This window comes from Micromonospora desertarenae, from assembly GCF_056150265.1.
Genome location: NZ_JAXCFQ010000002.1, coordinates 217,063 through 243,310 on the forward strand (window position 1 = coordinate 217,063; position 26,248 = coordinate 243,310).

The following is a 26,248-nucleotide window of genomic DNA, read 5'->3' on the forward strand; positions in this document are numbered from 1 at the left end:
GACACGCGGCGCGGGGACACGGGAGTCCGGTGATCGTGACTACCGTGTCCGGTGTGGCGAAGGGGAGCGGCCTCGGCGTACGTGGCGGGTTGCTGCTCGCGCTGATCGTGGTCGTCGTCCTCGCCGCGACCGGGGTGTGGAACCCGTTCCCGACCATGTGGGACTGGGTCGACCGGAGCGAGCCGATCGCCGAGCCCGACGTGGTCTGGCAGCAGCGCATCGGCGGCACCCCGCGCAGCGTCACCATCGCCGGCGACACCGTCGTGGTCGAGCAGCGTACCCGGGTGGAGGCCCGCGCGCTGGGCACCGGCACCCAGCTGTGGGAGCGCAAGGCGGACTGGTCGGCGGTGGCCGGCGGCGACCGGGACGCCGTCGTCGTCGTGGGCAAGCTGCTGGTCAAGGGGTACGAGGTGCTCGACCCGACCACCGGGGCGACCCGCCGCCGCGACGACGACGCGGTGGCCGTGTGGACGTACCGCAACCTCCTGCTGGACGCGCACTGCGTCGACGCCACCGACTGCACGCTGAGCGCCTGGGACCCGCGCGGCAGCACCCCGCTCTGGACGGCGTTCATGCCGGGGGTGCGCAGCGGGCTGCTCGGCGACAACCCCGGCCTGCTCGGCACCCGCCGGCTCGACGCCATGCGGATCGACGAGGAGGTGGCCGGGCCGGAACCGGTGCCGCCGCTGCTCGGCTTTCCGGTGGACGGCCGGGTGCACGTGGTGGACACCGCCACCGGCCGGGTGCTGCAGAACGTCGAACCGGGCCGGGACGAGCGGCTCTCCGTGGTCGGCGGCCGGATGCTGCGGATCACCGCCCGGTCCCAGGACGGCAGCTGCTACTTCGCCATCTCCGCCCGGGACCCGGCGACCGGTCAGGAGACCTGGCAGCGCTCCGGGATCAACCTGCGTACCGCCGACAGCGCGGGCTGCGCCCAGCGGGAGGATCCGCAGGGGGCGCGGAGCGTGTTGATCGGGGTGGCCCCGGACGGCCGGGAGGCGGTCCTCGACGGCTACGACGGGCGGCTGCTCTGGGTCGGCGCCGAGGGCGAGAAGCTGCTCGCCGTCGACGACCGCTACGCGCTGGCCCGGACGGCCGACAAGGGCGCCGTGGTGGCCCGCGAGCTGGCCGGCGGCCAGGTGCGGTGGCGGCGACCCTCCGGCGCCAAGGCCGGTGCCGCGCTCACCCCGTACGCGGCGCTGATCGCCGACGAGAAGCCGTCCCGACTGGTCGCGCTCGACCCCCGGACCGGGCGGGAACTGGCCGTGCTGCGGACCGCCGCGAACGCGCTGGCGGTCGGCCCCAGCGGCATGATCATCGGGGAGGGGCGAGAGATCGCCTACGTGCGCTTCTCCGGCGCGGCCGGGGCGCCCCCGCCCAGCGGGGGCGTCCCCGCCCCGGGCGGCACCGGCCAGGTGGTCCCGGAGCCGGCCGACAGCTGCGGCCCGAAGCGGGAACTCTGCCCGGACCCCGACCGCGGCAAGGACGGGTGAGAGCGGCGTCCCAGGACGCACCCGGCGGGTGGGACCGATCGACCGCTCTGCCCTAGGCTTGCCGGTCATGAGCAGTGCCGCCGCATTCTCGTACGCCCCCCTGCTGCCGACCGGTCCGGACCAGACGGAGTACCGCCTGGTCACCGACGAGGGCGTCGACGTCGTCAACGGCCCCGGGGGTCGCCGGTTCCTCACCGTGGAGCCGGCCGCGCTCACCGCGCTGACCGCCGAGGCGATGCACGACATCGCGCACTTCCTGCGTCCCGCGCACCTGGCCCAGCTGCGTTCGATCATCGACGACCCGGCGGCCTCGCCGAACGACCGGTTCGTCGCGCTGGACCTGCTGCGCAACGCCAACATCGCGGCCGGCGGCGTGCTGCCGATGTGCCAGGACACCGGCACCGCGATCGTGATGGGCAAGCGCGGCCGGCACGTGCTCACCGACGGCAGCGACGCCGAGGCGATCTCCCGGGGCGTGTGGCAGGCGTACACCCGGCTGAACCTGCGCTACTCGCAGCTCGCCCCGCTGACCATGTGGGAGGAGCGCAACACCGGCAGCAACCTGCCGGCGCAGGTGGAGCTCTACGCCGAGGATCCGGACGGCCACCCGGACGCGTACAAGTTCCTCTTCATGGCCAAGGGCGGCGGTTCGGCCAACAAGTCGTACCTCTACCAGGAGACCAAGGCGCTGTTGAACCCCACGCGGATGATGCAGTTCCTGGAGGAGAAGCTGCGGCTGATCGGCACCTCCGCCTGCCCGCCCTACCACCTGGCGATCGTCATCGGCGGCACCAGCGCCGAGTACGCCCTGAAGACCGCCAAGTACGCCAGCGCCAAGTACCTCGACGCGCTGCCCACCTCCGGCTCGATGACCGCGCACGGCTTCCGCGACCTGGAGCTGGAGGCCGAGGTGCTGGAGCTGACCCGCAACTTCGGCATCGGCGCGCAGTTCGGCGGCCGCTACTTCTGCCACGACGTCCGGGTGGTGCGGCTGCCCCGGCACGGCGCCTCCTGCCCGGTGGCCATCGCCGTCTCCTGCTCCGCCGACCGGCAGGCGGTCGCGAAGATCACCCCGTCCGGGGTGTGGCTGGAGCGGCTGGAGACCGACCCGGCCCGCTACCTGCCGGACGTCACCGAGGCGCAGCTGGACAGCTCCGAGGTGGTCCGGGTGGACCTCAACCGGCCGATGGACGAGATCCGCGCCGAGCTGTCCAAGTACCCGGTGAAGACCCGGCTCTCGCTGACCGGCCCGCTGGTGGTGGCCCGGGACATCGCGCACGCCAAGATCGCCGAGCGGCTCGACGCCGGTGAGCCGATGCCGCAGTACCTGCGCGACCACGCGGTCTACTACGCCGGCCCGGCCAAGACCCCGGAGGGCTACGCCTCCGGCTCGTTCGGCCCGACCACGGCCGGGCGGATGGACGCGTACGTGGAGAAGTTCCAGGCCGCCGGCGGCTCGCTGGTGATGCTGGCCAAGGGCAACCGGTCCGCCCAGGTGACCCGCTCCTGCCAGCAGCACGGCGGCTTCTACCTCGGCTCGATCGGCGGCCCGGCCGCCCGGCTGGCCCAGGACTGCATCAAGCACGTCGAGGTGCTCGAATACCCCGAGCTCGGCATGGAGGCGGTCTGGAAGATTGAGGTGGAGGACTTCCCGGCCTTCATCGTGGTCGACGACAAGGGCAACGATTTCTTCGCCGAGGTCACCAAGCCGGTGCTCACGGTCGGCCGCCGCTGACCCCTGGATGCCGAAGGGGCGCCGGGCGGTCAGCCCGGCGCCCCTTCGTCGTCATGCCGCTTCCGGCACCCAGAAGGCCGTCCAGGCCTCGCCCGATGGCAGCCCGTCCGCGGTCCTGCTGCGGACGTACAGGAAGTACACGTCGGAGACCTCCGGCGTGATGGTGACCCGCGCGGTGCCGTCGGCGTCGGCGCGGACCGTGGTCTCAACGCCCTCGTTGAGCCGGTACGTGTACTCGACCACGTTCTCCATGTTCGGAGCGAAGGTGAACAGACGCGGCGTACCGGCCGGCGCCTCCGGGTTCTCGTCCGTGATCGTCGGCGCGGTGTAACGGACCCAGAACTCGTAGACGGTGTCCTCGGAGAAGTTCCCGGCCCGGTCGATGCTCTGCACGACGAGCCTGTTCGGCCCGTCCCGCTCGGGCGCATAGCTCACCGTCGCCGACCGGCCCGATGCGTCCACCGGGACGAAGTGCCGGGCCGAACCGTATTCGCCGTAGTAGAAGCCCGTCAGGTCGTCGGCGTCGGCCGTGAAGGTGAAGGTGCCCGGGATGCCGGGGCCGCCGGTGCCCGGCCCGCCGCTGTGCTCCGGGTAGTCGGCGGAGAAGGCGGTCGGGGCGGGCGGGGCCACTGTGTCGACGGTGAACCGGCACTCCGGCGACCAGTCCGAGCTGTCGTGCTGGTCGGACGCCCGCACCGAGAAGGCGTAGGTGGTCCCGTGGGTGAGCGTGCCCCGCGGGAGTTGGTACACGTACTGGTGCGGGGCGACCACACCGTCGAGGGTCGCCTCCGTCCGCTCCGCCGGCCGGTCGACCGGCCACCAGGCGAAGGTCGCCGCCACCTGGTCGTGGCCCCCGGTCTCGTTGACGTCCGGGTCCGAGACCCTGGCCCGGAGCGTCGGCCCGGTGTTGCGGATCGTCAGCGGGTTGTCGCACGCCGCGCCGTCGACGGTGAGCTGGTCGGGAACGTTCGGCGGCGTGTTGTGGTCCAGGGAGATGCCGACGTTCTTGATCCGGCGGCCGTAGTGCTTGTTCGTCTCGTGGTCACCGGCGATCCGGGCCATCAGCGTGAGCTGGTCCTGCCCGTCCGCCACCGCCTGGCGTACCGCTTCCGTGATCATCACCCCGATGAAGCTGCTCCCGCAGGGCAGGTTGGGGTAGGCGATGTCCGCCACCTTCTCGCGTACCGAGGGGGCCGCGTTCCAGGTCGGGGCGCTTGCCGGCGGGTCGGTCCGCCACAACTCGATCTCGCGCGGCTTCTCGCAGTCGTTGACCTCGGTCTCTCCGGTGATCGCGCGGGCCGACACGATCCGCTGTCCCCGGTACGGCGTCAGGTCGAAGGTGAAGTAGGCCCGGGCGGTGTGCCGGGCACCGTCGACCTCCCAGGTGCCCACCGGCACGGTGTCGTTGGAAGGGGAGAGGGACAGGGCCGGCTGCCGGGCATCTGTCCAGGCGACGCTGGTCGGGGTGACGTAGTCGAGTATGGCCGCCGCCGGTTGCCCGGTCACGGCCACCAGGCCGCTCGTGGCCAGTAGGAGCGCGCCGGCTGTCGTGGCCGCCCGGCGCGCCGAGCCCCTGCGTGGTATCAACATGAACCTCCGAGTGACATGCGGAAAGGCGTGATGATCTTAAGTCCATCGAGCAATGGCTGATCGAGCCGCAGCTTGCTGGCCTACGATCCGCCGGGCGGCGGACAGGATTCCGTTTGCTGCCGGGTGACCGCCGGGCGCCAGCCTGGTCGTCCCGGCCTGCCCGGCGCTGTTCCGCCGGATGGCGGTGCGGGAGCGGCGCGAGTCAGAGCGGCTGCTGGCCCAGGTGCGCCGATCCGCTCGGCGCGATCATCTGCACGGGGCCGCGCGGCGCGGCAGGATGGTACGCGTGACGACTCCAGAGGCGACGGGATACCGGATCGAACGCGACTCGATGGGCGAGGTGGAGGTGCCCGCCGAGGCGCTGTGGCGGGCGCAGACGCAGCGCGCGGTGCAGAACTTCCCGATCTCGGGCCGGGGCATCGAGCCGGCCCAGATCCGGGCGCTGGCCCAGATCAAGGGCGCGGCGGCCGAGGTCAACGGCGAGCTGGGGGTGGTCGACGCGAACGTGGCGTCGGCGATCGCCGCGGCGGCCGCGCACGTGGCCGACGGCGGCTACGACGACCAGTTCCCGGTCGACGTCTTCCAGACCGGGTCGGGCACCTCGTCCAACATGAACACCAACGAGGTGATCGCCACCCTGGCCAGCCGGGAGCTGGGTCGCGACGTGCACCCGAACGACGACGTGAACGCCTCGCAGTCCAGCAACGACGTCTTCCCGTCCTCGATCCACCTGGCCGCGACCGAGGCCGTGGCGCGCGATCTGCTGCCCGCGCTGGCGCACCTGGCCGAGGCGCTGGAGGCCAAGGCGGAGGAGTTCGAGACGGTGGTCAAGGCGGGGCGTACCCACCTGATGGACGCCACGCCGGTGACCCTGGGGCAGGAGTTCGGCGGGTACGCCGCCCAGGTCCGCTACGGCATCGAGCGGCTGGAGGCGGCGCTGCCCCGGCTGGCCGAACTGCCGCTCGGCGGCACCGCGGTGGGCACCGGCATCAACACCCCGCTCGGCTTCGCCGCGGCCGTGATCGCCAAGCTGCGCGAGTCGACCGGGCTGCCGCTCACCGAGGCACGGAACCACTTCGAGGCGCAGGGCGCCCGGGACGCCCTGGTGGAGACCTCCGGTCAGCTGCGTACCGTCGCGGTGGGGCTCTACAAGATGGCCAACGACATCCGCTGGATGGGCTCCGGCCCCCGGGCCGGCCTGCGCGAGCTGCGCATCCCCGACCTCCAGCCGGGCTCGTCGATCATGCCCGGCAAGGTCAACCCGGTGGTCTGCGAGGCGGTCCGGCAGGTCTGCGCGCAGGTGATCGGCAACGACGCGACGGTCGGGTTCGCCGGCTCGCAGGGCGACTTCGAGCTGAACGTGATGCTGCCGGTGATGGCCCGCAACATCCTGGAGTCGATCCGGCTGCTGGCCGCGTCGAGCCGCCTGCTCGCCGACCGCTGCGTGGTCGGCCTGGTCGCGGACGCCGAGGTCTGCCTGGCGTACGCGGAGGGCTCGCCCTCGATCGTCACCCCGCTGAACCGCTACGTGGGCTACGACGAGGCCGCCTCGATCGCCAAGGAGGCGCTGGCCAAGCAGGTCTCCATCCGCGAGGTGGTGATCGCCCGCGGGCACGTGGACTCCGGCAAGCTCAGCGAGACCCAGCTGGAGGAGGCGCTCGACCTGCTCCGGATGACCCACCCCTGAGCCGCGCCCGGGTTCCCGGCTCGCAGCTGTGTCGAGCGGGTCAGCGCTGGGCGGCGGCGGCCTTGCGGGCCCGGTAGGCGCTGACCGCGGCGCGGTTGCCGCAGCTGGTGTCGCAGAACCGGCGGGACCGATTCTTCGACAGGTCGACCAGCACGTCGTCGCAGCCGGGACGCTCGCAGGTCCGCAGCCGGCTCAGCTCGCCGCTGCGGACCAGGTCGGCGATCGCCATCGCCGCCTCGACCGCCATCCGGGTCGCCAGCGGCGCGTCCCGGGGCACGGCGTGGATGTGGTACGGCTCGTCGTCGTGCGTGATGAGCTGCGGCAGCGCGCTGTGCTCCCGGAGCAGCCCGTTGACGATCCGGACGATCTCGTCGGTGTCGGCGTGCCAGATCCGGCGTAGCCGGGGGCGCAGCTCGCGTACCGACTCCAGCTCGGCCTCGGTGTGCTCGTGCCGCCCGCTGTAGGAGTGGGCCACGAAGAAGGCGTCCAGCGCGGCGACGTCGGGCAGGCCCTCCCCGTCGGCGCCGTCGGTGTTGACGAGTGCCGCGGCGGCGATCAGCGAACATTCGGTGTCATGGGCGAAAAGCAACTTGACTCCTGTCGGGGTGCCGGCCTAGCGTCATCGGCATAACCATAGTTTGCCCATGACGGCCCGCTCGTGCCAAGGAGAGCCCATGCGTCAACCACCCGCCGCCGGGGTCGGCCTCGGCCTGGCCCTGCTCTCCGCGGTCACCTTCGCCACCTCGGGCACCTTCGCCCGCTCGCTGATCGAGGCCGGTTGGTCGGCGCCCTCCGCCGTGATCGCCCGGGTGGGCATCGCCGCGCTGGTGGTGGCCGTGCCGGCGGTGATCTCGCTGCGCGGCAAGTGGCACGTGCTGCGCCGCAACCTCGGTGTGCTCGGCGTCTTCGGGCTGCTCGGGGTGGCGCTCGCCCAGGTCTGCTTCTTCAACGCGGTCCGCTACCTGCCGGTCGGCGTCGCGCTGCTGCTGGAGTACCTCGGCATCATCCTGGTCGTCGGCTGGACCTGGCTGGTCCACGGGCAGCGCCCCCGCCGGTTGACCGTGGCCGGTTCGGTGGCCGCCCTGGCCGGCCTGGTCCTCGTCCTCGACCTCACCGGCGCCGGCCGGCTCGACCCGGTGGGTGTGCTCTGGGGTCTCGGCGCGGCGATCGGTCTGGCCGGTTACTTCGTCCTGGCCGGCCGGGTCGACGCCGACCTGCCCTCGGTGGTCATGGCCAGCGGCGGGATGGCCGTCGGCGCCGCCGCCCTGCTCGCCCTCGGGCTCACCGGCGCGCTGCCGCTGCACGCCACCTTCGGCGACGTCACCTTCGCCGGGCAGGTCACCAGCTGGTTGGTGCCGATCGCCGGCCTCTCCCTGGTGGCCGCCGTGGTCGCGTACCTGACCGGGATCGCCGGCGCACGGATCCTCGGCCCGCGCCTGTCGTCCTTCGTCGGGCTGACCGAGGTGATGTTCGCGGTGCTCATCGCGTGGTTGGTGCTGGGCGAGCTGCCGACCGTGGTGCAGCTCTTCGGCGGGGCGCTGATCGTCGCCGGGGTCGCCCTGGTCCGCCTCGACGAGCTGCGCGGAACGGAACCGGTCCCGGCGGCGGACTCCGACCCGGCCCGGCCCGTCCTCGCCGCCGAGCGCTGACCTGCGAAGGCTGGTCGTGGTGCCGCCGGGCGGGATGGCCGTCGCGCTCGGCGGCTGCCACAGTGGTCGGGTGCTGACCGCCGTGGTGTTCGACGCGGACGAGACCCTGCTGGACCTGCGCCCGGCGGTGACCGGCGGGCTGGTCGCCGTACTCGAGGAGATGCGGCGGCTGACCCCGGCGGCGGCCGGGGTGTCCCTCGCCGACCTGGAGTCGGACTGGGACGCGGTCTTCGGCGCGCACAGCGCGGAGCCGGTGCACGAGATCCGGCGCGCGGCGCTGGCCCGGTCGCTGGCCCGTGCCGGGCTCGGCGACCACCTGGACGAGCTCGCGGCGCTCTTCTTCGCCCGGCGGTTCGCGCTCACCCGGCCGTTCCCGGACGTGCGGCCGTCACTCGCCGCGCTGCGCGGACGCTGGACGCTCGGCTTCGCCACCAACGGCAACAGCCGCGCCGAACGCTGCGGGCTCGCGGGGGAGTTCTCCTTCGAGCTGTACGCGCACGAGAACGGCCTGCCGAAGAAGCCCGCGCCGGAGTTCTACGCGGCGGTGGTCGAGACGGCCGGAGTGCCGGCCGCGCAGGTGGTGTACGTGGGCGACTCGCTGGCGCACGACGTGGTCGGGCCGCAGCGGGCCGGCCTGCGGGCGATCTGGCTCAACCGGCTCGGCCTGCCCCGACCGCCCGACGTCCGCCCGGACGCCGAACTGACCACCCTGGCCGACCTGCCGCACACTCTGGTGCGGCTCGGACAGGATGATCGACTCCGGATCGGCGATCTGGGGGCTTCCCGCTGACGGAGATACCGCCACATCGGCGATGCGGAGTCGATAACCCGCCCGGCCCTGCCCGCGCGGCCTGCGGCCGGTGGTCAGCGGCGCCAGCCGCATGCGGCCAGGGCGGACCGGACCTCCCGCAGCAACCCCGGAAAGTCGCGGTGCAGCCGGCGACTCGTCACGTGCAGCACCAGCCAACCGGCACCGACGAGGCCGTCTCCCAGGCTGCCGCCGCTGGATCGGACCGCCGCAGCACGCCGGCGCTCACCGGCGGGCGGTCAGCGATCGGCTCGAACCCCTGCCGGGTGCCGACCTGCCCGGTGCCTCCGGCGAGGTCGGCGGTGGGCGGGAGCGGTCCGACTGAGTGCACCCGGATGCCACGCTGCGAGTCGACCCGGATGGTCCGCGGCACGAGCACGTGCACCTCGTCGGTGAAGGATGCCGCGTGTTCGATGCCGTGCAGGTACGCGGCGGACGGGCCGGCGATGGTGGCCCCGGCCGGCAGGCGCAGCAGGGCGGCCTGGCAGGCCAGACCGTGGTCGCGGTCGAGCCGGGCGTCGGCGTACACGTCGTGCAGCAGCCGGATCCAGGAGGCGCCGCGGAGCCGGTGTCGGGTCAGCAGGCCGCGCCGGATGGCGTCGGACCCGCGGAAGACCTGCCAGGCGAGGGCATCCGGCCGGTGGGGGCGAGGGGGCATGTCCCGAGCCTGGCGGGCACGACCCACCCGACGCCGTCCCTGTGGACAACGGGCGGGTGCCGGCCGAGGCACCCCTGTGGACAACCGCGTCGGGCGGTCCCGACCGTGGTATGGGAGATCGACTCCGGTTCGCCGACGTGGCGGTGTCCGAGCCGGCGGGACGACCCGATGCCGGGGTTATGGAGCCGAGTCCGGGCCGGCCGGGTCAGGCGAGGGCTGTGGCGATGGCCTCGGCGGCGGCGAGGACCTGGGCGCCGACCGCCTCCGCGTCCAGCGGGGCCAGCGCCACCACGCCGACGCTCGCCTCCAGGCCGGGCACCCCGAGCACCGGTGCGGCCACCCCGTACGCCCCGGACTGGAGTTCGCCGGCGCTGCTCACCGGGCCGGCGGCGCCCGACCGGCCGGCGAGGATGGCCCGCCCGGCCGCCCCGCGCTCCAGCGGATGCCGGGCCCCGGTCCGGTACGCGACGTGGAACGACGTCCAACTCGGCTCGACCACCGCGATGGCGACCCCCTCGCCGCCCTCGACGACGGTCAGGTGGGCGGTGGCGCCGGCCTGCTCGGCGAGCCGGCGCAGCGCGGGCAGCGCTCCCTCGGCGAGCAGCGGCTGGGCCCGCCGGGCCAGGTGCAGCACCCCGGCGCCGAGGCGCAGCCGGCCCTCGCCGTCGCGGCGCAGCATGCCGTGCCCGGTCAGCGCGCCGACCAGCCGGTAGACCGCGGCCCGGCCGATGCCCAGCCGGTTCGCCGCCTCGGTGACGGTCAGGCCGCCCGGCGCGTCGGCGACCAGGTGCAGCAGCCGCAGCCCCCGGTCCAGGGTCTGCGCGGTCTCCCCGCCGCCGGTCGCCCGGTCGGCGGGCACCCCGGCGGGACGGTCGCCCGGCTGACCGGAGCCGGACGGCGAGCCCGCACCCGCCCGGCCGTCCGGCCGGGTGGTCAGGTCGCCGGGCTCGCCGGGTCGCGCCGCCGTGTCCACAGCACGCAGCGTACGGCCCGGCTCCCGCCAACCCGGGGACCGCCCGGACGGCTACCCTTGTACGGTGACGCTACGCCTGTATGACACCGCCACCCGATCGGTGCGGGACTTCGTCCCGCGGGAAGCCGGCAAGGTGGGGGTCTACCTGTGTGGTCTCACCCTCCAGGCGCCGCCGCACATCGGCCACCTCCGCTCCGGGGTCAGCTACGACGTGCTGCGCCGCTGGCTGCTGGCCTCCGGCTACGAGGTCACCTTCATCCGCAACCTGACCGACATCGACGACAAGATCCTGGTCAAGGCGGTGGAGCAGGGGCGGCCGTTCTGGTCGATCGCGTACGTCAACGAGCTGATCCTGGCCGCGGCGTACCGGGAGCTGAACGTGCTGCCGCCGACGTACGAGCCGCGCGCCACCGGGCACATCCCGGAGATGCACGAGCTGATCGCCAAGCTGATCGCCGACGGGCACGCCTACCCGGCGCTCGACGGCTCCGGCGACGTCTACTTCGACGTCAGCTCGTGGCCGAGCTACGGGTCGCTGTCCGGGCAGTCGCCGGACGCCATGCAGTCCGCCGGCGACGCCCCCGACCGGGGCAAGCGCGACCCGCGGGACTTCGCGCTCTGGAAGGGCGTCAAGCCCGACGAGCCGGCCGACGCCTACTGGCCGTCGCCGTGGGGGCGGGGTCGGCCGGGCTGGCACATCGAGTGCTCGGCGATGTGCTGGCGCTACCTCGGGGCGGAGTTCGACATCCACGGCGGCGGGCTCGACCTGACCTTCCCGCACCACGAGAACGAGCTGGCCCAGTCCCAGGCGGCCGGGCTGCCGTTCGCCCGCTACTGGGTGCACCACGGGCTGCTCAGCATCGGCGGGGCCAAGATGGGCAAGTCGCTGGGCAACGCCCTCGACCTTGCGTACGTGGACTCGCTCGGGGTGCGCCCCATCGAGCTGCGCTACTACTACGCCGCCGCGCACTACCGCTCGCTCATCGACTACTCCGAGGACGCGCTGCGCGAGGCGGCCACCGCGTACCGGCGGATCGAGGGCTTCGTGCAGCGGGCCGCCGAGCGGGTCGGCGCCGGCCGGCTGGGCGAGCTGCCGGCCGGGTTCGTGGCGGCCATGGACGACGACCTGAACACCTCGGCGGCGCTGGCCGTGCTCCAGGCCGTGCTCCGCGACGGCAACACCGCGCTGACCGCCGGCGACGATGTGACCGTCCGCACGACGCTCGCCGCCGTCCGCGCGATGCTGGATATCCTCGGCGTCGACCCCCTCGACCCGGCGTGGACCGGTGGTGGCCGGGCCGACGACCTGCGGGGCGTGGTGGATTCCCTGGTCGCACTCGCCCTGGAGCAGCGCGCGCAGGCCCGCGGCCGCAAGGACTGGGCCGCCGCCGACGCGGTACGCGACCAGCTCAAGCAGGCCGGCGTGGTGGTCGAGGACACCCCGCAGGGCCCCCGTTGGACTATTGGAGAGCAGGACTGATGGCCGGCAACTCGCAGCGCCGTGGCCGGCGACTGACACCGAAGGCGGGCGCCCCGAAGGGCTCCGGCGGCAAGAACCGGGAGGCCCTCGCCGGGCGGGGTCGCACCCTGCCCGCCGACGAGCGGCCCTGGCACAAGGCGTACTCGGGCACCGAGAAGCTGCCCCAGCGCACCGCCTGGAAGCAGGAGAAGGAGCGCCGGGCCGCCGCCGAGGAGGGGCGCGCCCCGAAGATCGGTCAGCCGGGCACGAAGGACACCACCTGGGGCAAGGGCAGCCGGGCCGGCGTCCCGCTGAGGGGCGGCAAGGGCCAGGGCAAGCCCGGCGGCCGGGGCGGCCCGCGGGTCGCCCCCGGGCGCAAGTTCAACCCGGCCAAGGACAGCCCGGAGCTGCTGGTCGGCCGGAACCCGGTGCTGGAGTCGCTGCGTGCCCAGGTGCCGGCGACCGCCCTCTACACCGCCCAGGGCATCGACATCGACGACCGGATCAACGAGATCGTCCGGACCGCCGCCGACCGGGGCATCGCGATCCTGGAGGTCAGCCGCGCCGAGCTGGACCGGATGACCGGCGGCGTGCTGCACCAGGGCGTCGGGCTCCAGGTCCCGCCGTTCGCGTACGAACCGTTCGACGATTTGGTCGCGGCGGCCCTGGAGCAGACCGCCCCGCTGCTGGTGGCGCTGGACGGGGTGACCGACCCGCGCAACCTCGGCGCGGTGATCCGGTCCGCCGCCGCCTTCGGCGCGCAGGGCGTGTTCGTACCGGAGCGGCGGGCCGCCGGGATCACCGCGACGGCCTGGCGGACCAGCGCCGGCGCGGCGGCACGGGTGCCGGTCGCCCAGGTGACCAACCTGACCCGGTCGCTGAAGGCCTGCCAGGACGCCGGGTTCGTGGTGGTCGGGCTGGACGCCGACGGCGACACCGACCTCTACGACCTGGAGGCCGCGGTCGGTCCGCTGGTCGTGGTGGTCGGCTCGGAGGGCCGTGGGCTGTCCCGGCTGGTCGGGGAGACCTGCGACCTGACCGTGAGCATCCCGATGGTCTCCGCGGTCGAGTCGCTCAACGCCAGCGTGGCCGCGGCCGTCACCCTCGCCGAGGTGGCGCGCCGCCGCGCCGCCAGCTGAACCACCGAAGACGAAAGGGGCGGCCCGCCGATCGGCGGGCCGCCCCTTTTCGGTCGTACGTCAGATCCGCTTGCCGGTGGCCGCGTTGAACACGTGGGTACGGCCCTCGCGCGGCTTGACGAACACGGTGTCGCCCATGTTCGGCATGGTCCGACGGTCGGTCCGGACGACGAAGCGCTCGGAAGCGCCGCCCAGCGCCGCGTGGCCGTAGACGTTCGCGTCCGAGCCCAGGTCCTCGACCAGCTCGACCACGACCGGCATGCCGCCCTCGGTCGGGCTGACCAGGTCGCAGTCCTCCGGCCGGAAGCCGACGGTCACCTTGCCGTCGCCGCCCTCGGCGCGGGCCGCCTCGACCTGCTCCCGGGTGAGCGGGATGTTCATCTCGGCGAACGCGGCGCCCGACTCGTTCAGCGGCACGGTCTTGATGTTCATGGCCGGGGAGCCCATGAAGCCGGCGACGAAGACGTTGGCCGGGGTGTCGTAGAGCGCCCGCGGGGTGTCCACCTGCTGGAGCACGCCGTCGAGCAGCACCGCGACCCGGTGGCCCATGGTCATCGCCTCGACCTGGTCGTGCGTCACGTAGACGGTGGTGACGCCGAGCTTGGCCTGCAGCGAGGCGATCTGGGTACGGGTCTGCACGCGCAGCTTGGCGTCGAGGTTCGACAGCGGCTCGTCCATGAGGAAGACCTGCGGCTCGCGGACGATCGCCCGGCCCATCGCGACCCGCTGGCGCTGACCACCGGAGAGCGCCTTCGGCTTGCGGCCCAGGAACTCCTCCAGCTGGAGCAGCGCGGCCGCCTCCTTGACCCGCCGGTCGATCTCCGACTTCGAGGTCTTGCGGAGCTTCAGGGCGAACGCCATGTTCTCGTACACCGTCATGTGCGGGTAGAGCGCGTAGTTCTGGAAGACCATCGCGATGTCGCGGGCCTTCGGCGGCAGGTGGGTGACGTCGCGGTCGTCGATGTAGATCGAGCCCTCGTCGACGTCCTCGAGGCCGGCGAGCATCCGCAGGCTGGTGGACTTACCGCAACCGGAGGGGCCGACCAGGACGAGGAACTCGCCGTCGCCGATCTCCAGGTCCAGGGCGTTGACGGCGGGGCGCTCGGTGCCCGGGTAGATCCGGGACGCCTTCGAATAGGTGACCGTAGCCATGGTGGAGCGCTTCCTTTCACCGGCAGGAACGTGCCGGACGATCCGAGTGAAGAGGAGCGACCGGCACGGTGCCGTGCCGGCCAACGGGCGACGTGCCGGTCACCGGGGGTGGTCGGGGTGTCGTCCGTGTCACTGCACGGTAAACGGTCTTGGCGGCGCTGCCAAGGCGCGCGACGGTGGATGGGATCGACGGCATACCGCATTCCGGTCACTCGGGCACGTCCGGACATCAATCGCCGCGAGGGTGGCCGGAGACGGTCGGGATGTTGACGTTTCCCGTGCTCGCAAGGCCTGCCGAGCGGGATATTCGGACGTCAGTCGCTATGCTGACCACGACGCGACGCGCCCCTGTAGCTCAGCTGGCCAGAGCACTCGCCTTGTAAGCGAGATGTCGCCGGTTCGATCCCGGCCGGGGGCTCCATCTCCACCGGGGCGGGTGTTGTCCGCGCCCGCGCCGATCGGCAGTAGTTCCGGAACGGCCGCCCCACATCACGGCGGTGAGCTTCCTTTCTTCCGGGCCTCGACAACGCCGTCCGACGGCCGCGAGCGGGACGGATCCGACCGTCCGCGACCGGACCGGACGTGAATCGTCCCCGGACCGGTGCCCGGTAGGGTGCCGACCCCCGTGCGGCGGCACCGGCGCAGCGGCGACGTCCAGTCCGTGTACGTGGTGCCGGAGCTGCGGGACGCCGGGATCGGCGCGATCCTGCTGGAGGCCGTGCTGGCCGAGGCGGCGAAGCTGGAGTTGGAGCAGGTCACCGTCCACTCGACCGAGCGGGCCATCCCCTTCTACCAGCGGGTCGGCTTCCAGCACGACCAGCGCTGGCTCCGCTGGCAGCCGGAGTGACGGCCGTCCCGGGCTGACCTGCGGCTCCGGCTGCGGCCACCCCCGGCACGCGCCGCGGGAAACCGGCTGGGTGGCGGCATATCCTGGCTCCGGCCGGAGGGAGTCGGGTGAGTCGCGCGGTGGAGGAGTCGAACCGGGCGATGCTGCGCGCCCGGGACGCCATGGACCGGTCGTACGACCAGCCGCTGGACATCCCCGCGCTGGCCCGGATCGCGCACGTGTCGGAGGCGCACTTCATCCGGACCTTCCGGGCCACCTTCGGCGAGACCCCGCACCGCTACCTCCAGCGGCGGCGGGTGGAGCGGGCGATGTACCTGCTGCTGCAGACCGACCGGGACGTCACCGACATCTGCTACGCGGTCGGCTTCGGCAGCCTGGGCACGTTCAGCCGCACGTTCCGGCAGATCGTCGGCGAGTCGCCCACCGACTACCGCAAGCGGGCGGCGCCCGCCGCGGCGGTGCCGACCTGTTTCACCAAGGCCTGGACCAGACCCAGCAGTTTTGGATAAGCAGCAGGTCAGGGCGGTCTCCTAGGGTCGTTGGCATGACGATGAACGCACTGACCCGCTCGCAGATCTACGTCCTCGACCAGAACGAGGCCCTCGACTTCTACGTCGGCAAGCTCGGCATGGAGGTGCACACCGACGCGGACCTCGGCTTCATGCGCTGGCTGACGGTCAACGTGCCCGGCGACCGGCAGCGGGAGATCCTGCTGGAGACCCCCGGCCCGCCGCGGCTGGACCCGAAGACCGCCGAGCAGGTCCGGGAACTGCTCACCAAGGGCGCCATGGGCGGCTCCCTCTTCCTCACCACCGACGACGCGCACAAGACGTACGCGGACCTGGTCGCCAAGGGCGTGGACATCACCGACGAGCCGACCGACCGCCCGTACGGGATCGACTTCGGCATCCGCGACCCGTTCGGCAACCACATCCGCATCGGCCAGATGCACGGGCAGGGCTGACGGATGAGCGAGGTGACCGTCGGCGCCCGGCCGGTGGACCGGGTGGCCGGGGACCGGGTGCTGCTGGCCGGCGGCGCGCTGGCCGGCCCGCTCTGGGTGGCCGCCGCTCTGGCCCAGGGGCTGACCCGGGACGGCTTCGACTTCCGGCGGCACCCGGTGAGCGTGCTGAGCACCGGCGACCTGGGTTGGATCCAGATCAGCAGCTTCGTGGTGGCCGGCCTGCTCTGCCTGGGGGCGGCGGCCGCGCTGCGCCGGGTGCCGCATCCGGGCCTCGGACCGCGTACCGCGCCCTGGCTTGTCGGGCAGTACGGCCTGGGCATGGTGCTCGCCGGCGTCTTCGTCGCCGACCCGCTGGACGGTTTCCCGGCCGGTACGCCCGCCGGCCCGGGTGAGGTGAGCTGGCACGGCCTGGCACACCTCGGTGCCGGGGTGCTGGCCTTCACCGCGCTGATCGGGGCGTGCCTGGTCGCCGGGCGCCGGTTCGCCCGGCGGGGCGAGCGGGGCTGGGCGGCGTACAGCGTCGCCAGCGGCGGCTACTTCGCGGTGGCCTGGGTGGCGCTGATGGTCTCGGCCGGCAACCCGGTCGCGATGGTCGGGTTCGGGGTGGCCGCGGTGATCGGCTGGGCCTGGCTCTCGGCGACCCTGCTGCGGGCCCTGCGGACGGCCTGACCGGGGTTGTCATGATCGGGAGGCGCGACACCCGTCGCGCCTCCCGACCCGTGTGAGGTGACCGCGATGGCGACCCGCCTGCTCTACCTGGCCCGGCACGGCGAGCAGGACCGTCCGCCGCGGACCCCACCGGGCGTCGACCCGCCGGAGGCCGGGCTCTCCGCGCGGGGCCGCCGGCAGGCGACGCTGCTCGGCGAGCGGCTGCGCGGCGTACCGTTCGACGCCGTGCACCACGGCCCGCTGCCCCGGGCCGCGCAGACCGCCGAGCTGGTCGCCGCCGCCCTGCCCGGGATCCCGGTGTCCGCGTCGGAAGAGGTCGGCGACCACCTGCCGGACGACACCGACCCGGCCGGGCTGCCCGAGGCGTACGCCCGGTTCCTGGCCGGCTTCGACGCCGCCGAGCGGGCCGACGGGCCGCGACTGACCGCGGCGGCGGTGCGCCGGTTCGCCACCGCGCCGGACGACGGCGACCGGCGCGAACTGGTCGTCACCCACACGTTCCTGATCGCCTGGTTGGTCCGGCACGCGCTGGACGCGCCGGCCCGGCGCTGGCTGGGCTTCAACGCGCACAACTGCGGGTTGACGGTGATCCGCTACCGGGACGGCGTACCGCCGAGCCTGATCGCCGTCAACGACGTCGCCCACCTGCCGCCGGAGCTGCGCGCCACCGGCCTGCCGGCCGACTACCGGATCTGAGCCGTCGGGCAGCCACACCGTGGGCGCCGGGACGTGCGGGGCGCCGGGGGCCGGCGCCGGTCAACCGGTGGCCCGCTCCAGCAACGCCACCACCGCGCTGGTGACCTCGGGGATGGTGCCGTCGGCGGGGCAGTCGACGTAGCCGGTCTCGACATCGCCGACGGTCAGCCGGTAGCTGAACGCGTCCCGGCACGCGGTGTCGATGTTGGCCAGGCCGGCCTCGGCGGGCAGCCGGGGATCGGCGACCAGCCGGCGCAGCCGGTCGAGGTCGGCCGGTTCCAGCCGCCCGGTACGCCGCGACCCGGCCCGGTCGACGGCCGTCCACCGGCCGTCGGGCTCCACCGCGACCGTGTCGCCGCGCCCGGCGAATCCGCCGGTGCGGGTGAGCACGATCCGGCCACCGGACGGCGCGACGACAGTCCCGCTCGGAGCCGGCGTCACCGTCCGGCTCGGAGCCGGCGGAGGCGACCCGGTCGGAGCGGCCGGTCCGGCTGTGGTGGGTGCGGCCGGCGGGGTGGTGCCGCGGCCCTGGTCGGGGCGGGACGGCTCGGCCGCCGAGCAGCCGGTGAGCAGCAGCGTGACCAACGCGATCTTGACACCGGTCATCGAGGCTGGTCTCATGCCAGTCGGACGGGTGGCGGCGCGACGCGGTTCCCGTCACCCGAGTTTCCCTTGAACGGCCGGCGTCCGGGGCGGCGCGGCCTCTCCCTGTCTGATCTACTCGTCGCGCATCCGCATCCGTGACCACGCTCGTCACACCACCCCCGCCCAGGAGGGCACGTGAGAAGACCCCTTGCCGCCGTCGGCGCGGCCCTGCTCGCCGGCGGTCTGCTGACCGTTGTCGCCACCCCGGCGACCGCGGCGCCCACGCCCGCGCCCGCGCCCGTGCCGAACCCGGTCGCCCGCGCGGCGGCCGCGCTGCGCGCCAACCCGGGCGCCGTCCAGGGCGGCAGCGCCGAGTCCTACCAGGTGTACCGCACCAAGGTGGACGCCGACGGCAGCGCGCACGTCCGCTATACCCGGACCTACCGGGGGCTCCGGGTGTACGGCGGTGACTTCGTCATCCACACCGCCCCGGGTGGCGGCTACGCCGGCTCCTCGGTCGGCCTGACCGCCCCGCTGACCCTCGGCACCACCGCCAAGGTCTCCTCGGCCACCGCCAAGAAGGCCGCGCGGGCCCAGTTCGCCGGGAAGGTCACCACGGTCGGCGTCCCGGAACTCTTCGTGGACGCCAGCTCCGGCACCGGCCGGCTGGCCTGGGAGACCGTGGTCAGCGGCTGGGCCCCGGACGGGCAGACCCCGTCCCGGCTGCACGTCGTCACCGACGCCACCACCGGCAAGCTGATCGGCACGTACGACGAGATCGAGTCGGTCTCCGGCACCGGCCGCAGCCTCTACTCCGGCTCGGTGAGCGTGGAGACCACCCAGACCGGCAGCGTGTACCAGCTCATCGACCCGTCGCACGGCAACGGCTCCACCTGCGACATGAACAACGGCACGTCGACCTGCACCGCGTTCATCGACGCGGACAACGCCTGGGGCAGTGGCGCCAACGCCAACCGGCAGTCGGCCGCCATCGACGCCCACTTCGGCGCCGCGACGACGTTCGACTACTTCAAGAACGTGCACGGCCGCAACGGCATCTTCGGTGACGGGCGCGGGGTGCCCAGCCGGGTGCACTACGGCCAGAACTACGACAACGCCTTCTGGGACGGCGCCCGGATGACGTACGGCGACGGCTACGCCAACGTCTCGCCGCTGGTCTCGCTGGACATCGCCGGGCACGAGATGACCCATGGCGTGACCGACAACGTGGTCCCCGGCGGCCTGACCTACGCCGGGGAGTCCGGCGGCCTCAACGAGGCCACCAGCGACATCTTCGGCACGATGGTGGAGTTCTACGCCAACACCTCGGCCGACCCGGGTGACTACCTGATCGGCGAGAAGATCAACATCAACCTCGACGGCACGCCGCTGCGGTACATGTACGACCCGGCGCTGGACGGAGTGTCCGACCGCTGCTGGTCGACCGCCACCAAGAACAAGGACGTGCACTTCTCGTCCGGGGTGGCCAACCACTTCTTCTTCAACCTGGCCGAGCGCACCGGCACCACCGCGTACGGCCACTCGCCAATCTGCGGCAGCGCGCCCGGGATGACCGGCATCGGCCGGGACAAGGCGGCGAAGATCTGGTTCCGCGCGCTTGACGTGTACTTCACCTCCAACACGTCGTACGTGAACACCGCCAACCCGGCGAACACCGCCCGGGCGTACACCCTGCGGGCGGCGACCGACCTGTACGGCAGCTGCTCCACCGAGTACCGGGCCGTCCAGGCGGCCTGGACCGCGGTGAACGTGGCCGGCAACGACGCCACCTGCTCCACCGGCAGCGACTTCGGCGTCACGCTGTCGCCGACCGCCGGCGCGGTCGACCCGGGCGGCTCCGTCGCCACCACCGTCGCCACCACGACCACCAGCGGCTCGGCGCAGACCGTGACGCTGACGGCGACCGGCCTGCCGAGCGGGGCGACCGCCTCGTTCAGCCCGGCCTCGGTGACCTCCGGCGGCTCGTCCACCCTCACCATCACCACCACGGCCGCCACCCCGCCCGGCGTCTACCCGGTGCGGGTGAACGGGACCGGCTCGGTCACCCGGAGCACCAGCTACACGCTGACCGTGCGCGGTTCCGGTGGCAGCTGCACCAGTCCCGGGCAGCAGCTCGGCAACCCGGGCTTCGAGTCCGGTGTCACCGGGTGGGCCCAGACCACCGGCGTGATCGGCCAGCACGGCACCCGGCAGCCCGCCCGCACCGGCAGTTGGAGCGCCTGGCTGGGTGGCTACGGCAGCGCGCACACCGACAGCCTCACCCAGACGGTGAGCCTGCCGGCCGGCTGCACGTCGTACGACCTCAGCTTCTGGCTGCACGTCGACTCGGCGGAGACCAACATCGGCACCCCGTACGACACGCTGCGGGTCCAGGTGGTCGGCTCCACCGGGACGGTGCTGGCGACGCTGGCCACGTACTCGAACCTGGACCGGGCCACCGGGTACGACCGGAAGACCTTCTCGCTGGCCCCGTACGCCGGCCAGACGGTCACCCTGAAGTTCACCGGCACCGAGGACGCCTCGTTGCAGACCTCCTTCGTGCTCGACGACACCGCTGTCGACGTCAGCTGACCTGACCGCGACATCGGCTCGGCCGACCACGGCGGGCCCGACGGCCACCCCACGCGGGTGGCGGTCGGGCCCGCGCCGTTATGGTCAGCCGGACCGGGACGAGGGAGGCAGGACGGTGGCGGACGCGGAACTCGTGGTCGAGGTGGCCGGGCCGGTGGCGACCGTGGTGATCCACAACCCGGGCCGGCGCAACGCGATGACCCCGGCGATGTGGCGGCACCTGCCGGTGCTGCTCGACGCCCTGGAGGCCGACCCGGCGGTCCGGGCGCTGGTGCTCACCGGGGCCGGCGACACCTTCTGCGCCGGCGCCGACCTGGGCGACCTGGACGAACTGCTGGCCGCGGGGGACCGCAGCATCGCCGTGCTCGCCGAGGAGCGGCTGGCCGCGTTCGGCAAGCCGACAGTGGCGGCGGTGCGGGGCGCCTGCGTGGGCGGCGGCTGCCAGCTCGCCGTCGCCTGCGACCTGCGGATCGCCGCCGCCGACGCCCGGTTCGGCGTACCGCCGGCCCGACTGGGCCTGGTCTACCCGACCCCCACCACCTGCCGGCTGGCCGGGCTGGTCGGCCCGTCCGCGGCCAAGCACCTGCTCTTCACCGCCGAGCTGGTGGACGCCGAGCGGGCGCTGCGGATCGGCCTGGCCGACGAGGTGCTGCCGGTCGACCGGCTGGCCGACCGGGTGGACGAGCTCACCGCCGCGATCGCCGCCCGCTCCCGGCTCACCGTCACCGCCGCCAAGGAGATCGTCGACGGCCGGGCGGACCCGGACCGGATCGCCTGGTGGCACCGGCAGGTGCTGGACAGTGGCGAGGCCCGCGAGGGTGTGGCGGCCTTCGCCGAGCGCCGTGCGCCGCGCTTCGCCTGGACGCCGCCGGTGCGGGGCTGACCCCCCCGGCGACGGCGCCCGCCGGCGGTCCCGTCCGCCATCGACGCCGTCCATCGTGGACCGCCAATTGCCGTGTGACCACTGGCGATCGGACACGTTCGATGGGCCGCTGGTGTCCGGCGGCCGGGTACGGCAGGCTGTCGGTCGTGCAGCGTGATCAGTTGCTCGCCGGCCGTTACCGGCTCGGCGAGCGTCTCGGCCAGGGCGGCATGTCGGTGGTCCACCGCGCGCACGACGAGGTGCTGGAGCGCGACGTGGCGGTCAAGGTGCTGGTCGGCTCCGACGCGGTGGCCAGACGCCGGATCCGGGCGGAGGCGAAGGCGGCGGCCCGGATGTCCCACCCGAACGTCACGAACGTCTACGACTACGGCGAGTCGCCGCTGGCCGGCGAGCGGGTCCCGTTCGTGGTCATGGAACTGCTCACCGGTCGTACGCTCGAACAGCGGCTCGCCGACGGGCCGCTGCCGCCCCGGGCCGCGCTGCGGGTCTGCGCCGAGGTGGCCGCCGCGCTCGCGGCCGCGCACGCCCTCGGCCTGGTGCACCGGGACGTCAAGCCGGGCAACGTGATGCTCACCCCCACCGGGGCGAAGGTCCTCGACTTCGGCATCGCCGCGGTCGCCGGCGCGCCGGAGATCGACTTCGAGGGCCGGCTGCTCGGCACCCCGGCCTACCTCGCCCCCGAGCGGCTCGACGCCGGCGAGGTGCTGCCCGCCTCAGACGTCTACGCGCTCGGGCTGCTCCTGCACCGGGTGCTCGTCGGCCGGCTGCCCTGGCAGTTGGCGTCACAGACCGGGGCGCTGCGCGCGCACGCGTACGCCGAGCCGGGCCCCCTGCCCGAGGTGGCCGGGCTGCCCGCCGAGGTGGGGCGGCTGTACCGGCGGTGCGTGGCCAAGGACCCGCTCGACCGGCCGGCGGCCGCCGAGGTGGCCCGGGTGCTCGCCGCGGCGGTCGTCAAGATGACCGAGCCGGATCCGGCCGCGCCCGGCCGGCCGGCACCGGATGGGGCGGACCGGCCCGCGCTGCGACCGCCCGGTGCTCCGGCGGCCGGCGCCGGCCGGCCCGGCCGGCGCGCCACCCGGCTCGGCCGGCGGCTCGTGCTGGCCGTGGGCACCGCGGTGGTGGCGGCGGTGGGCCTCGCCGGCACCCTCGGCGACCCGTCCGTGCGGTCGACGCCGGGCGGCGGACCGCGCAGCGGCGCGACCACCAGCGGTACGGCCGCCGTCGGGTTGCCGGTCACCGCCGACGTCGAGGACGAACCCGCCCCGGGCGGCGGTGCGCCGGGCGGCCGGGCGAGCCCCGCCCCGGCCAGCTCCGCGGTGCCGACCCCGCCCGCCCGTACCCCCGGCACGCCGACGCCGACCACCGGCCGGCCGTCACCGACCGGGCGGCCCGGGGTGCCGGTGTCGGCGCGCGGTGGCGTGGTCCGGGTCGCCTGCGACCGCCAGCTCGTCGAGGTGCTCGACGTGGCACCGGCCGCCGGCTACCAGGTCGAGGCGTACGAGCCGGGTCCGGCGCGGGAGGTCCGGGTCGAGTTCGTCTCCGCCGACAACCGGAGCGTGGTGACCGTCCGCTGCGCCAACGGCCGGCCGGTGCCCCGGGTGAAGGAACGGACCCGCGAGGCGGCCCGCCCCGTCGCCGCACCGGCCGACCGGTCCCGCGGGGCCGGCCCGCTCGCCGAGCGGAGCCGGCGCGGTCGCTGACCGGACACGCACCGCCGGTGGCGGGGCCGGCGGGCGCCACGCCGGGAAAGGCTCCCCGACGCGGCCCCCCGTTCCCGCCGGCCGGTTCCTCAGCGGGCGGCCAGCGCCGCCCAACTCGGCGTCACCGGCTCCCGCCGCAGCGGCATGCCGGCCTCGGCCGGCGTCCGGTCGCCCTTGCGCTGGTTGCACGGGTAGCAGGCGGCGGTCGTGTTCTTCCAGGTGTTCCGGCCGCCCCGCGAGCGCGGCAGGATGTGGTCGATGGTGCTCGCCGGCCCGCCGCAGTACGCGCAGCACCGGCCGTCCCGCCGTAACACCCCGGCCCGGGACCAGGCGGGCCCGGCGCTGAACCGCCAGCGGGTCACCACGTACCGGACGAGCCGCACCACCCGGGGGACCGGGAAGACCCCGATCACCCGGTCCGGCTCGGCCTCGTGGATCTCGGCGACCCGGCGGCAGAGCATCCGGATCGCGTGCTGGACGGTGACCCGGTGCAACGGGCCGAGGTCGGCGTTGATGACGAGGACGGCGTCCACCGGGATCTCCCTCCGAGGCGGTGACGGACGAGTGGTCCGGACGACGACAGAGCCGCCCGGTCCGGTTGCTGCGGAACGGGCGGCTCGACGTCGGGCACGCGTCAGTCGGGCCGGCCGCCCCGGTGGTCTTCGGCTCGGCAACCGCCGCCGGGCAGCACCGACCGCACGCGCGTGACGTGCGACATCGACATGGCGGGCTCCCGTGGCGGTGGTTGACCTTGCGGGGATCACGGTAGGCGCGCCCGGTGACCGGCGGCAACGCATTTCGATCTAGGGAGCGCGAGCGCGGGGCGGCCGGTGGGCCGCTGCCGGGTCAGCGGCGCTTGGCCAGCAGGCCGCGCGGGCGGACCGAGTACACCGGCTCGGCCGCACCGCCCTCCGCCCGCAGGATGTGGTTAGCGGCGACGATGCCGGTCGCGGCGGCGCGTTCCATCAGCGCGCTGGGGAACTCCGTGGCGATCCCGTCGCCGGCCAGGTAGAGCCCGGCGGCGTCGGTGCGGACGCCGGGCCGGCCGGCGTTGCTGCCCGGGGTGAACGCCGGCGCCCGGGCCTCCACCCGGGCCCGCAGTTCACGGACCCGCAACCGGGCCGCCTCCGGCCAGAGTCCGGCCAGTTCGACGCGCATCCGTTCGGCCAGCACCTCGGCCGGCACGTCCGGCTCGCAGGCGTACGCGTGCAGTTCCAGCACCGAGCCGCCGGTGCGCGCGGCCCAGCGCCGGGACTCGTTCTCCAGCCGGTGGTAGAGGGTCACCGAGTCCAGCGTGGGTTGCCGGGACACCCCGCTGAACACCGCCCGGCCGGCGTCGACGTCCCCGTCGCACCAGTAGCGGGCCACCGCGTACGGCGGGCCGGGCCGACCGTGGGCGGGCATCCGGGCCACCAGCTCCGGCGCGAACCGGGCCAGGTCGGGGGAGTCCTCGACCAGCGCGGCGAGCGCCGGCGGGTCGACCGCGAGCACCACGTGCCCGGCCCGGTGGGACCCGCCGTCGCCGGTCGCCACCCGCCAGCCGCCGCCCTCCCGGTGCAGCCCGGTCGCCGCCAGGCCGGTGCGCACCCGCCCGCCGTGCCGCTCGACGTGCCGGGCCAGCGGGTCCCAGATCGCCGTGGCGTAGTCCTCGTCCGGGCAGTCGAAGGCCAGCCCCTCCGGGTTGCCGAGCAGGTAGAAGTGGAACTGGGCGACCAGTTCGGCGGCGGACATCTCCGCCTCGTGGTTGAAGAACGAGTGCGAGAAGACCTCGAAGAGCATGGCCCGGGCCCGGTCCGGCAGCCGCAGCGAGGTGAGCAGCTCGTCGGCGGTCATCCGGTCCAACTCGGCGTAGGTGCCCACCGGGTCGTAGCTGAGCAGCGGCAGCGCCGCGTTCCGGTCCATCCGGCGCAGGTCGGGCAGGCGCAGGCTGGGGCTGCGCAGCAGCAGCGCCAGCAGGTTCAGCGGGGGCGCGGGCGGCAGGTCGCCGAACTCCTCGGTGGGCCACCGCCGGCTCAGGATCGGGTAGCCCGGGATCGGCTTGAGCAGGCCCAGGGCGGGGTCGACCCGGCGCAGCACGGCCCGCCAGTTGTAGTACTGCCGGAAGAACGCGTGGAAGCCGTGCTCCACCCGCTGGACGCCGTCGGCGAGCGCCTCCGGCCAGGCGCCGAGCCGCCCGCCCAGGGTCGGGGCGGCCTCCAGCACGGTCACCGCGACGCCGCGCTCGGCGAGCACCACGGCCGCCGACATGCCGGCGATGCCGCCGCCCACCACCACGGTCTCCACCGGGTGCGGCACGCGGGGGGCGCCACCGCCGCCCGGGTCCACCACGTGCCGGCGTACGCCGACGAACCGGCCGAGCAGCTGTGACAACGACACGGACACCTCCCGGCCGGTGGGTGTGCCCAGTCTGCCCGGTCAGCCCTCGGTTGGCAGCAGACAGCGCCGCTGACGGTCCGAGGCGGGCCAGACGTACTCCAGGTCGGGCGGGACGTCGCCGAAGATCGGCCGGTAGTGCTCCGGGTCCTTGCGGAGCAGTGACGAGCGGTGGCTCAGGTGCAGGTCCTCCCGGCCCAGCCAGGGCGGCAGCTCGCCGGCGGCGGCCAGCTCCGGTTGGGGACGGACGGTCTTGATGCCGCAGGCGGCGGCGAGGTCGCGGGTCATGGTGGCGGCGCAGGTGTCCGCCCGCCCCGGTTCCGACCAGACCGCGCACATGTCCAGCCCGTACCGGGTCAGCGCCTCCTCGTACCCGGCCCACATCTTCACCGCCGGGTGGTTGCGCCAGCCGTACGTCGGCCAGGTCAGCCCGCGCAGCACCTGGATCGTCTCCACCCGCTGCTTGCCCAGCCGCTTCTGGTCCAGCGTGCGGGCGCTCGCCAGGAAGTCCGGGTACGGGAGGAAGGTCTGCATGCCGCCTGCTCTACCCGCCGGCCGGTTCGGCATGCCTGCGTACGAACCGGACGGGGTCGCCC

At 74.0% G+C, this 26,248-nt stretch carries 24 protein-coding genes and 1 tRNA gene; 16 read left to right on the forward strand and 9 right to left on the reverse strand.

Going from position 1 to position 26,248, the window contains the following annotated elements:
• The first annotated feature begins 53 nt into the window (after positions 1–53).
• Both SM577_RS03980 and SM577_RS03985 read left to right on the forward strand, forming a co-directional pair.
• Positions 54–1,493, forward strand: a complete 1,440-nt coding sequence (locus SM577_RS03980) for an outer membrane protein assembly factor BamB family protein (RefSeq protein WP_302920684.1) — start codon at positions 54–56, stop codon at positions 1,491–1,493.
• Between the two features lie 67 nt (positions 1,494–1,560).
• Positions 1,561–3,228 carry a fumarate hydratase gene (locus SM577_RS03985; protein ID WP_474586314.1) on the forward strand — a complete coding sequence of 556 codons (1,668 nt, stop codon included), beginning with the start codon at positions 1,561–1,563 and terminating at the stop codon, positions 3,226–3,228.
• A gap of 51 nt (positions 3,229–3,279) precedes the next feature.
• Here SM577_RS03985 and SM577_RS03990 read toward each other — a convergent pair whose 3' ends face one another.
• The gene (locus SM577_RS03990; RefSeq protein ID WP_474586315.1) at positions 3,280–4,734 is read right to left on the reverse strand and encodes a hypothetical protein; all 1,455 of its coding nucleotides are present in this window, start codon (positions 4,732–4,734) and stop codon (positions 3,280–3,282) included.
• A gap of 361 nt (positions 4,735–5,095) precedes the next feature.
• On the opposite strand from SM577_RS03990, the gene SM577_RS03995 reads away from it, so the two are divergent.
• Positions 5,096–6,505, forward strand: coding sequence for a class II fumarate hydratase (locus SM577_RS03995; RefSeq protein ID WP_474586316.1), 1,410 nt, complete (start codon positions 5,096–5,098; stop codon positions 6,503–6,505).
• A 40-nt stretch (positions 6,506–6,545) separates the two neighbouring features.
• On the opposite strand, the gene SM577_RS04000 is transcribed toward SM577_RS03995, so the two are convergent.
• Positions 6,546–7,094, reverse strand: coding sequence for a CGNR zinc finger domain-containing protein (locus tag SM577_RS04000; RefSeq protein WP_302920688.1), 549 nt, complete (start codon positions 7,092–7,094; stop codon positions 6,546–6,548).
• Between the two features lie 85 nt (positions 7,095–7,179).
• Here SM577_RS04000 and SM577_RS04005 point away from each other — a divergent pair, with 85 nt between their 5' ends.
• Together SM577_RS04005 and SM577_RS04010 are read left to right on the forward strand one after the other, a co-directional pair.
• Positions 7,180–8,154, forward strand: coding sequence for an EamA family transporter (locus SM577_RS04005; protein ID WP_474586317.1), 975 nt, complete (start codon positions 7,180–7,182; stop codon positions 8,152–8,154).
• Between the two features lie 70 nt (positions 8,155–8,224).
• Entirely contained in the window at positions 8,225–8,944 is a 720-nt protein-coding gene (locus SM577_RS04010; RefSeq protein ID WP_474586318.1) for an HAD family hydrolase, read from the forward strand.
• 157 nt (positions 8,945–9,101) lie between these two features.
• Here the strand turns inward: SM577_RS04010 and SM577_RS04015 are convergent, their stop codons facing one another.
• Both SM577_RS04015 and SM577_RS04020 read right to left on the reverse strand, forming a co-directional pair.
• On the reverse strand, positions 9,102–9,620 hold the full coding sequence (locus tag SM577_RS04015; RefSeq protein WP_474586319.1) for a hypothetical protein: 519 nt from the start codon (positions 9,618–9,620) through the stop codon (positions 9,102–9,104).
• Between the two features lie 205 nt (positions 9,621–9,825).
• The gene (locus SM577_RS04020) at positions 9,826–10,593 is read right to left on the reverse strand and encodes an IclR family transcriptional regulator (protein WP_474580859.1); all 768 of its coding nucleotides are present in this window, start codon (positions 10,591–10,593) and stop codon (positions 9,826–9,828) included.
• Between the two features lie 64 nt (positions 10,594–10,657).
• Between SM577_RS04020 and cysS the strand changes: the two genes are divergently transcribed.
• Positions 10,658–12,073: a cysteine--tRNA ligase gene (gene cysS / locus SM577_RS04025; protein ID WP_474580860.1), complete on the forward strand. Its 1,416-nt coding sequence runs from the start codon at positions 10,658–10,660 to the stop codon at positions 12,071–12,073.
• Positions 12,073–13,191, forward strand: a complete 1,119-nt coding sequence (rlmB, locus tag SM577_RS04030; RefSeq protein WP_302920692.1) for a 23S rRNA (guanosine(2251)-2'-O)-methyltransferase RlmB — start codon at positions 12,073–12,075, stop codon at positions 13,189–13,191. The genes cysS and rlmB overlap by 1 nt, the downstream gene beginning before the upstream one ends.
• 60 nt (positions 13,192–13,251) lie before the next feature.
• Here rlmB and SM577_RS04035 read toward each other — a convergent pair whose 3' ends face one another.
• Positions 13,252–14,343, reverse strand: coding sequence for an ABC transporter ATP-binding protein (locus SM577_RS04035; RefSeq protein WP_302920693.1), 1,092 nt, complete (start codon positions 14,341–14,343; stop codon positions 13,252–13,254).
• Positions 14,344–14,687: 344 nt separating this feature from the next.
• Between SM577_RS04035 and SM577_RS04040 the strand changes: the two genes are divergently transcribed.
• From SM577_RS04040 to SM577_RS04065, 6 genes are all read left to right on the forward strand, one after another.
• A tRNA-Thr gene (locus SM577_RS04040) sits at positions 14,688–14,764 on the forward strand.
• A 204-nt stretch (positions 14,765–14,968) separates the two neighbouring features.
• Positions 14,969–15,190 (forward strand): GNAT family N-acetyltransferase, encoded by a 222-nt coding sequence (locus tag SM577_RS04045; protein WP_474586320.1) that lies wholly within the window; start codon positions 14,969–14,971, stop codon positions 15,188–15,190.
• A gap of 107 nt (positions 15,191–15,297) precedes the next feature.
• Positions 15,298–15,699: a helix-turn-helix domain-containing protein gene (locus tag SM577_RS04050; protein WP_302920695.1), complete on the forward strand. Its 402-nt coding sequence runs from the start codon at positions 15,298–15,300 to the stop codon at positions 15,697–15,699.
• Between the two features lie 35 nt (positions 15,700–15,734).
• On the forward strand, positions 15,735–16,154 hold the full coding sequence (locus SM577_RS04055) for a VOC family protein (RefSeq protein WP_302920696.1): 420 nt from the start codon (positions 15,735–15,737) through the stop codon (positions 16,152–16,154).
• Between the two features lie 3 nt (positions 16,155–16,157).
• Positions 16,158–16,823: a DUF998 domain-containing protein gene (locus tag SM577_RS04060; protein WP_474586321.1), complete on the forward strand. Its 666-nt coding sequence runs from the start codon at positions 16,158–16,160 to the stop codon at positions 16,821–16,823.
• A gap of 66 nt (positions 16,824–16,889) precedes the next feature.
• Positions 16,890–17,519 carry a histidine phosphatase family protein gene (locus tag SM577_RS04065; protein WP_302920698.1) on the forward strand — a complete coding sequence of 210 codons (630 nt, stop codon included), beginning with the start codon at positions 16,890–16,892 and terminating at the stop codon, positions 17,517–17,519.
• Positions 17,520–17,579: 60 nt separating this feature from the next.
• On the opposite strand, the gene SM577_RS04070 is transcribed toward SM577_RS04065, so the two are convergent.
• Positions 17,580–18,125 carry a hypothetical protein gene (locus tag SM577_RS04070; protein WP_474586322.1) on the reverse strand — a complete coding sequence of 182 codons (546 nt, stop codon included), beginning with the start codon at positions 18,123–18,125 and terminating at the stop codon, positions 17,580–17,582.
• 174 nt (positions 18,126–18,299) lie between these two features.
• Between SM577_RS04070 and SM577_RS04075 the strand changes: the two genes are divergently transcribed.
• The 3 genes from SM577_RS04075 to SM577_RS04085 all read left to right on the forward strand — a co-directional run bounded on the left by SM577_RS04075 (position 18,300) and on the right by SM577_RS04085 (position 23,279).
• Positions 18,300–20,696 carry a M4 family metallopeptidase gene (locus SM577_RS04075; RefSeq protein WP_474586323.1) on the forward strand — a complete coding sequence of 799 codons (2,397 nt, stop codon included), beginning with the start codon at positions 18,300–18,302 and terminating at the stop codon, positions 20,694–20,696.
• Positions 20,697–20,811: 115 nt separating this feature from the next.
• Complete coding sequence (locus tag SM577_RS04080; RefSeq protein WP_474586324.1) at positions 20,812–21,579, forward strand: enoyl-CoA hydratase/isomerase family protein; 768 nt, start codon at positions 20,812–20,814, stop codon at positions 21,577–21,579.
• 146 nt (positions 21,580–21,725) lie between these two features.
• Positions 21,726–23,279, forward strand: a complete 1,554-nt coding sequence (locus SM577_RS04085) for a serine/threonine-protein kinase (protein ID WP_474586325.1) — start codon at positions 21,726–21,728, stop codon at positions 23,277–23,279.
• A gap of 89 nt (positions 23,280–23,368) precedes the next feature.
• Here the strand turns inward: SM577_RS04085 and SM577_RS04090 are convergent, their stop codons facing one another.
• The 3 genes from SM577_RS04090 to SM577_RS04100 form a co-directional block, all read right to left on the reverse strand.
• On the reverse strand, positions 23,369–23,812 hold the full coding sequence (locus SM577_RS04090; RefSeq protein WP_302920703.1) for an HNH endonuclease: 444 nt from the start codon (positions 23,810–23,812) through the stop codon (positions 23,369–23,371).
• A 313-nt stretch (positions 23,813–24,125) separates the two neighbouring features.
• Positions 24,126–25,655 carry a hydroxysqualene dehydroxylase gene (locus SM577_RS04095; protein ID WP_474586326.1) on the reverse strand — a complete coding sequence of 510 codons (1,530 nt, stop codon included), beginning with the start codon at positions 25,653–25,655 and terminating at the stop codon, positions 24,126–24,128.
• A gap of 39 nt (positions 25,656–25,694) precedes the next feature.
• Positions 25,695–26,186: an MSMEG_6728 family protein gene (locus SM577_RS04100; RefSeq protein WP_474586327.1), complete on the reverse strand. Its 492-nt coding sequence runs from the start codon at positions 26,184–26,186 to the stop codon at positions 25,695–25,697.
• Positions 26,187–26,248: the final 62 nt, after the last annotated feature.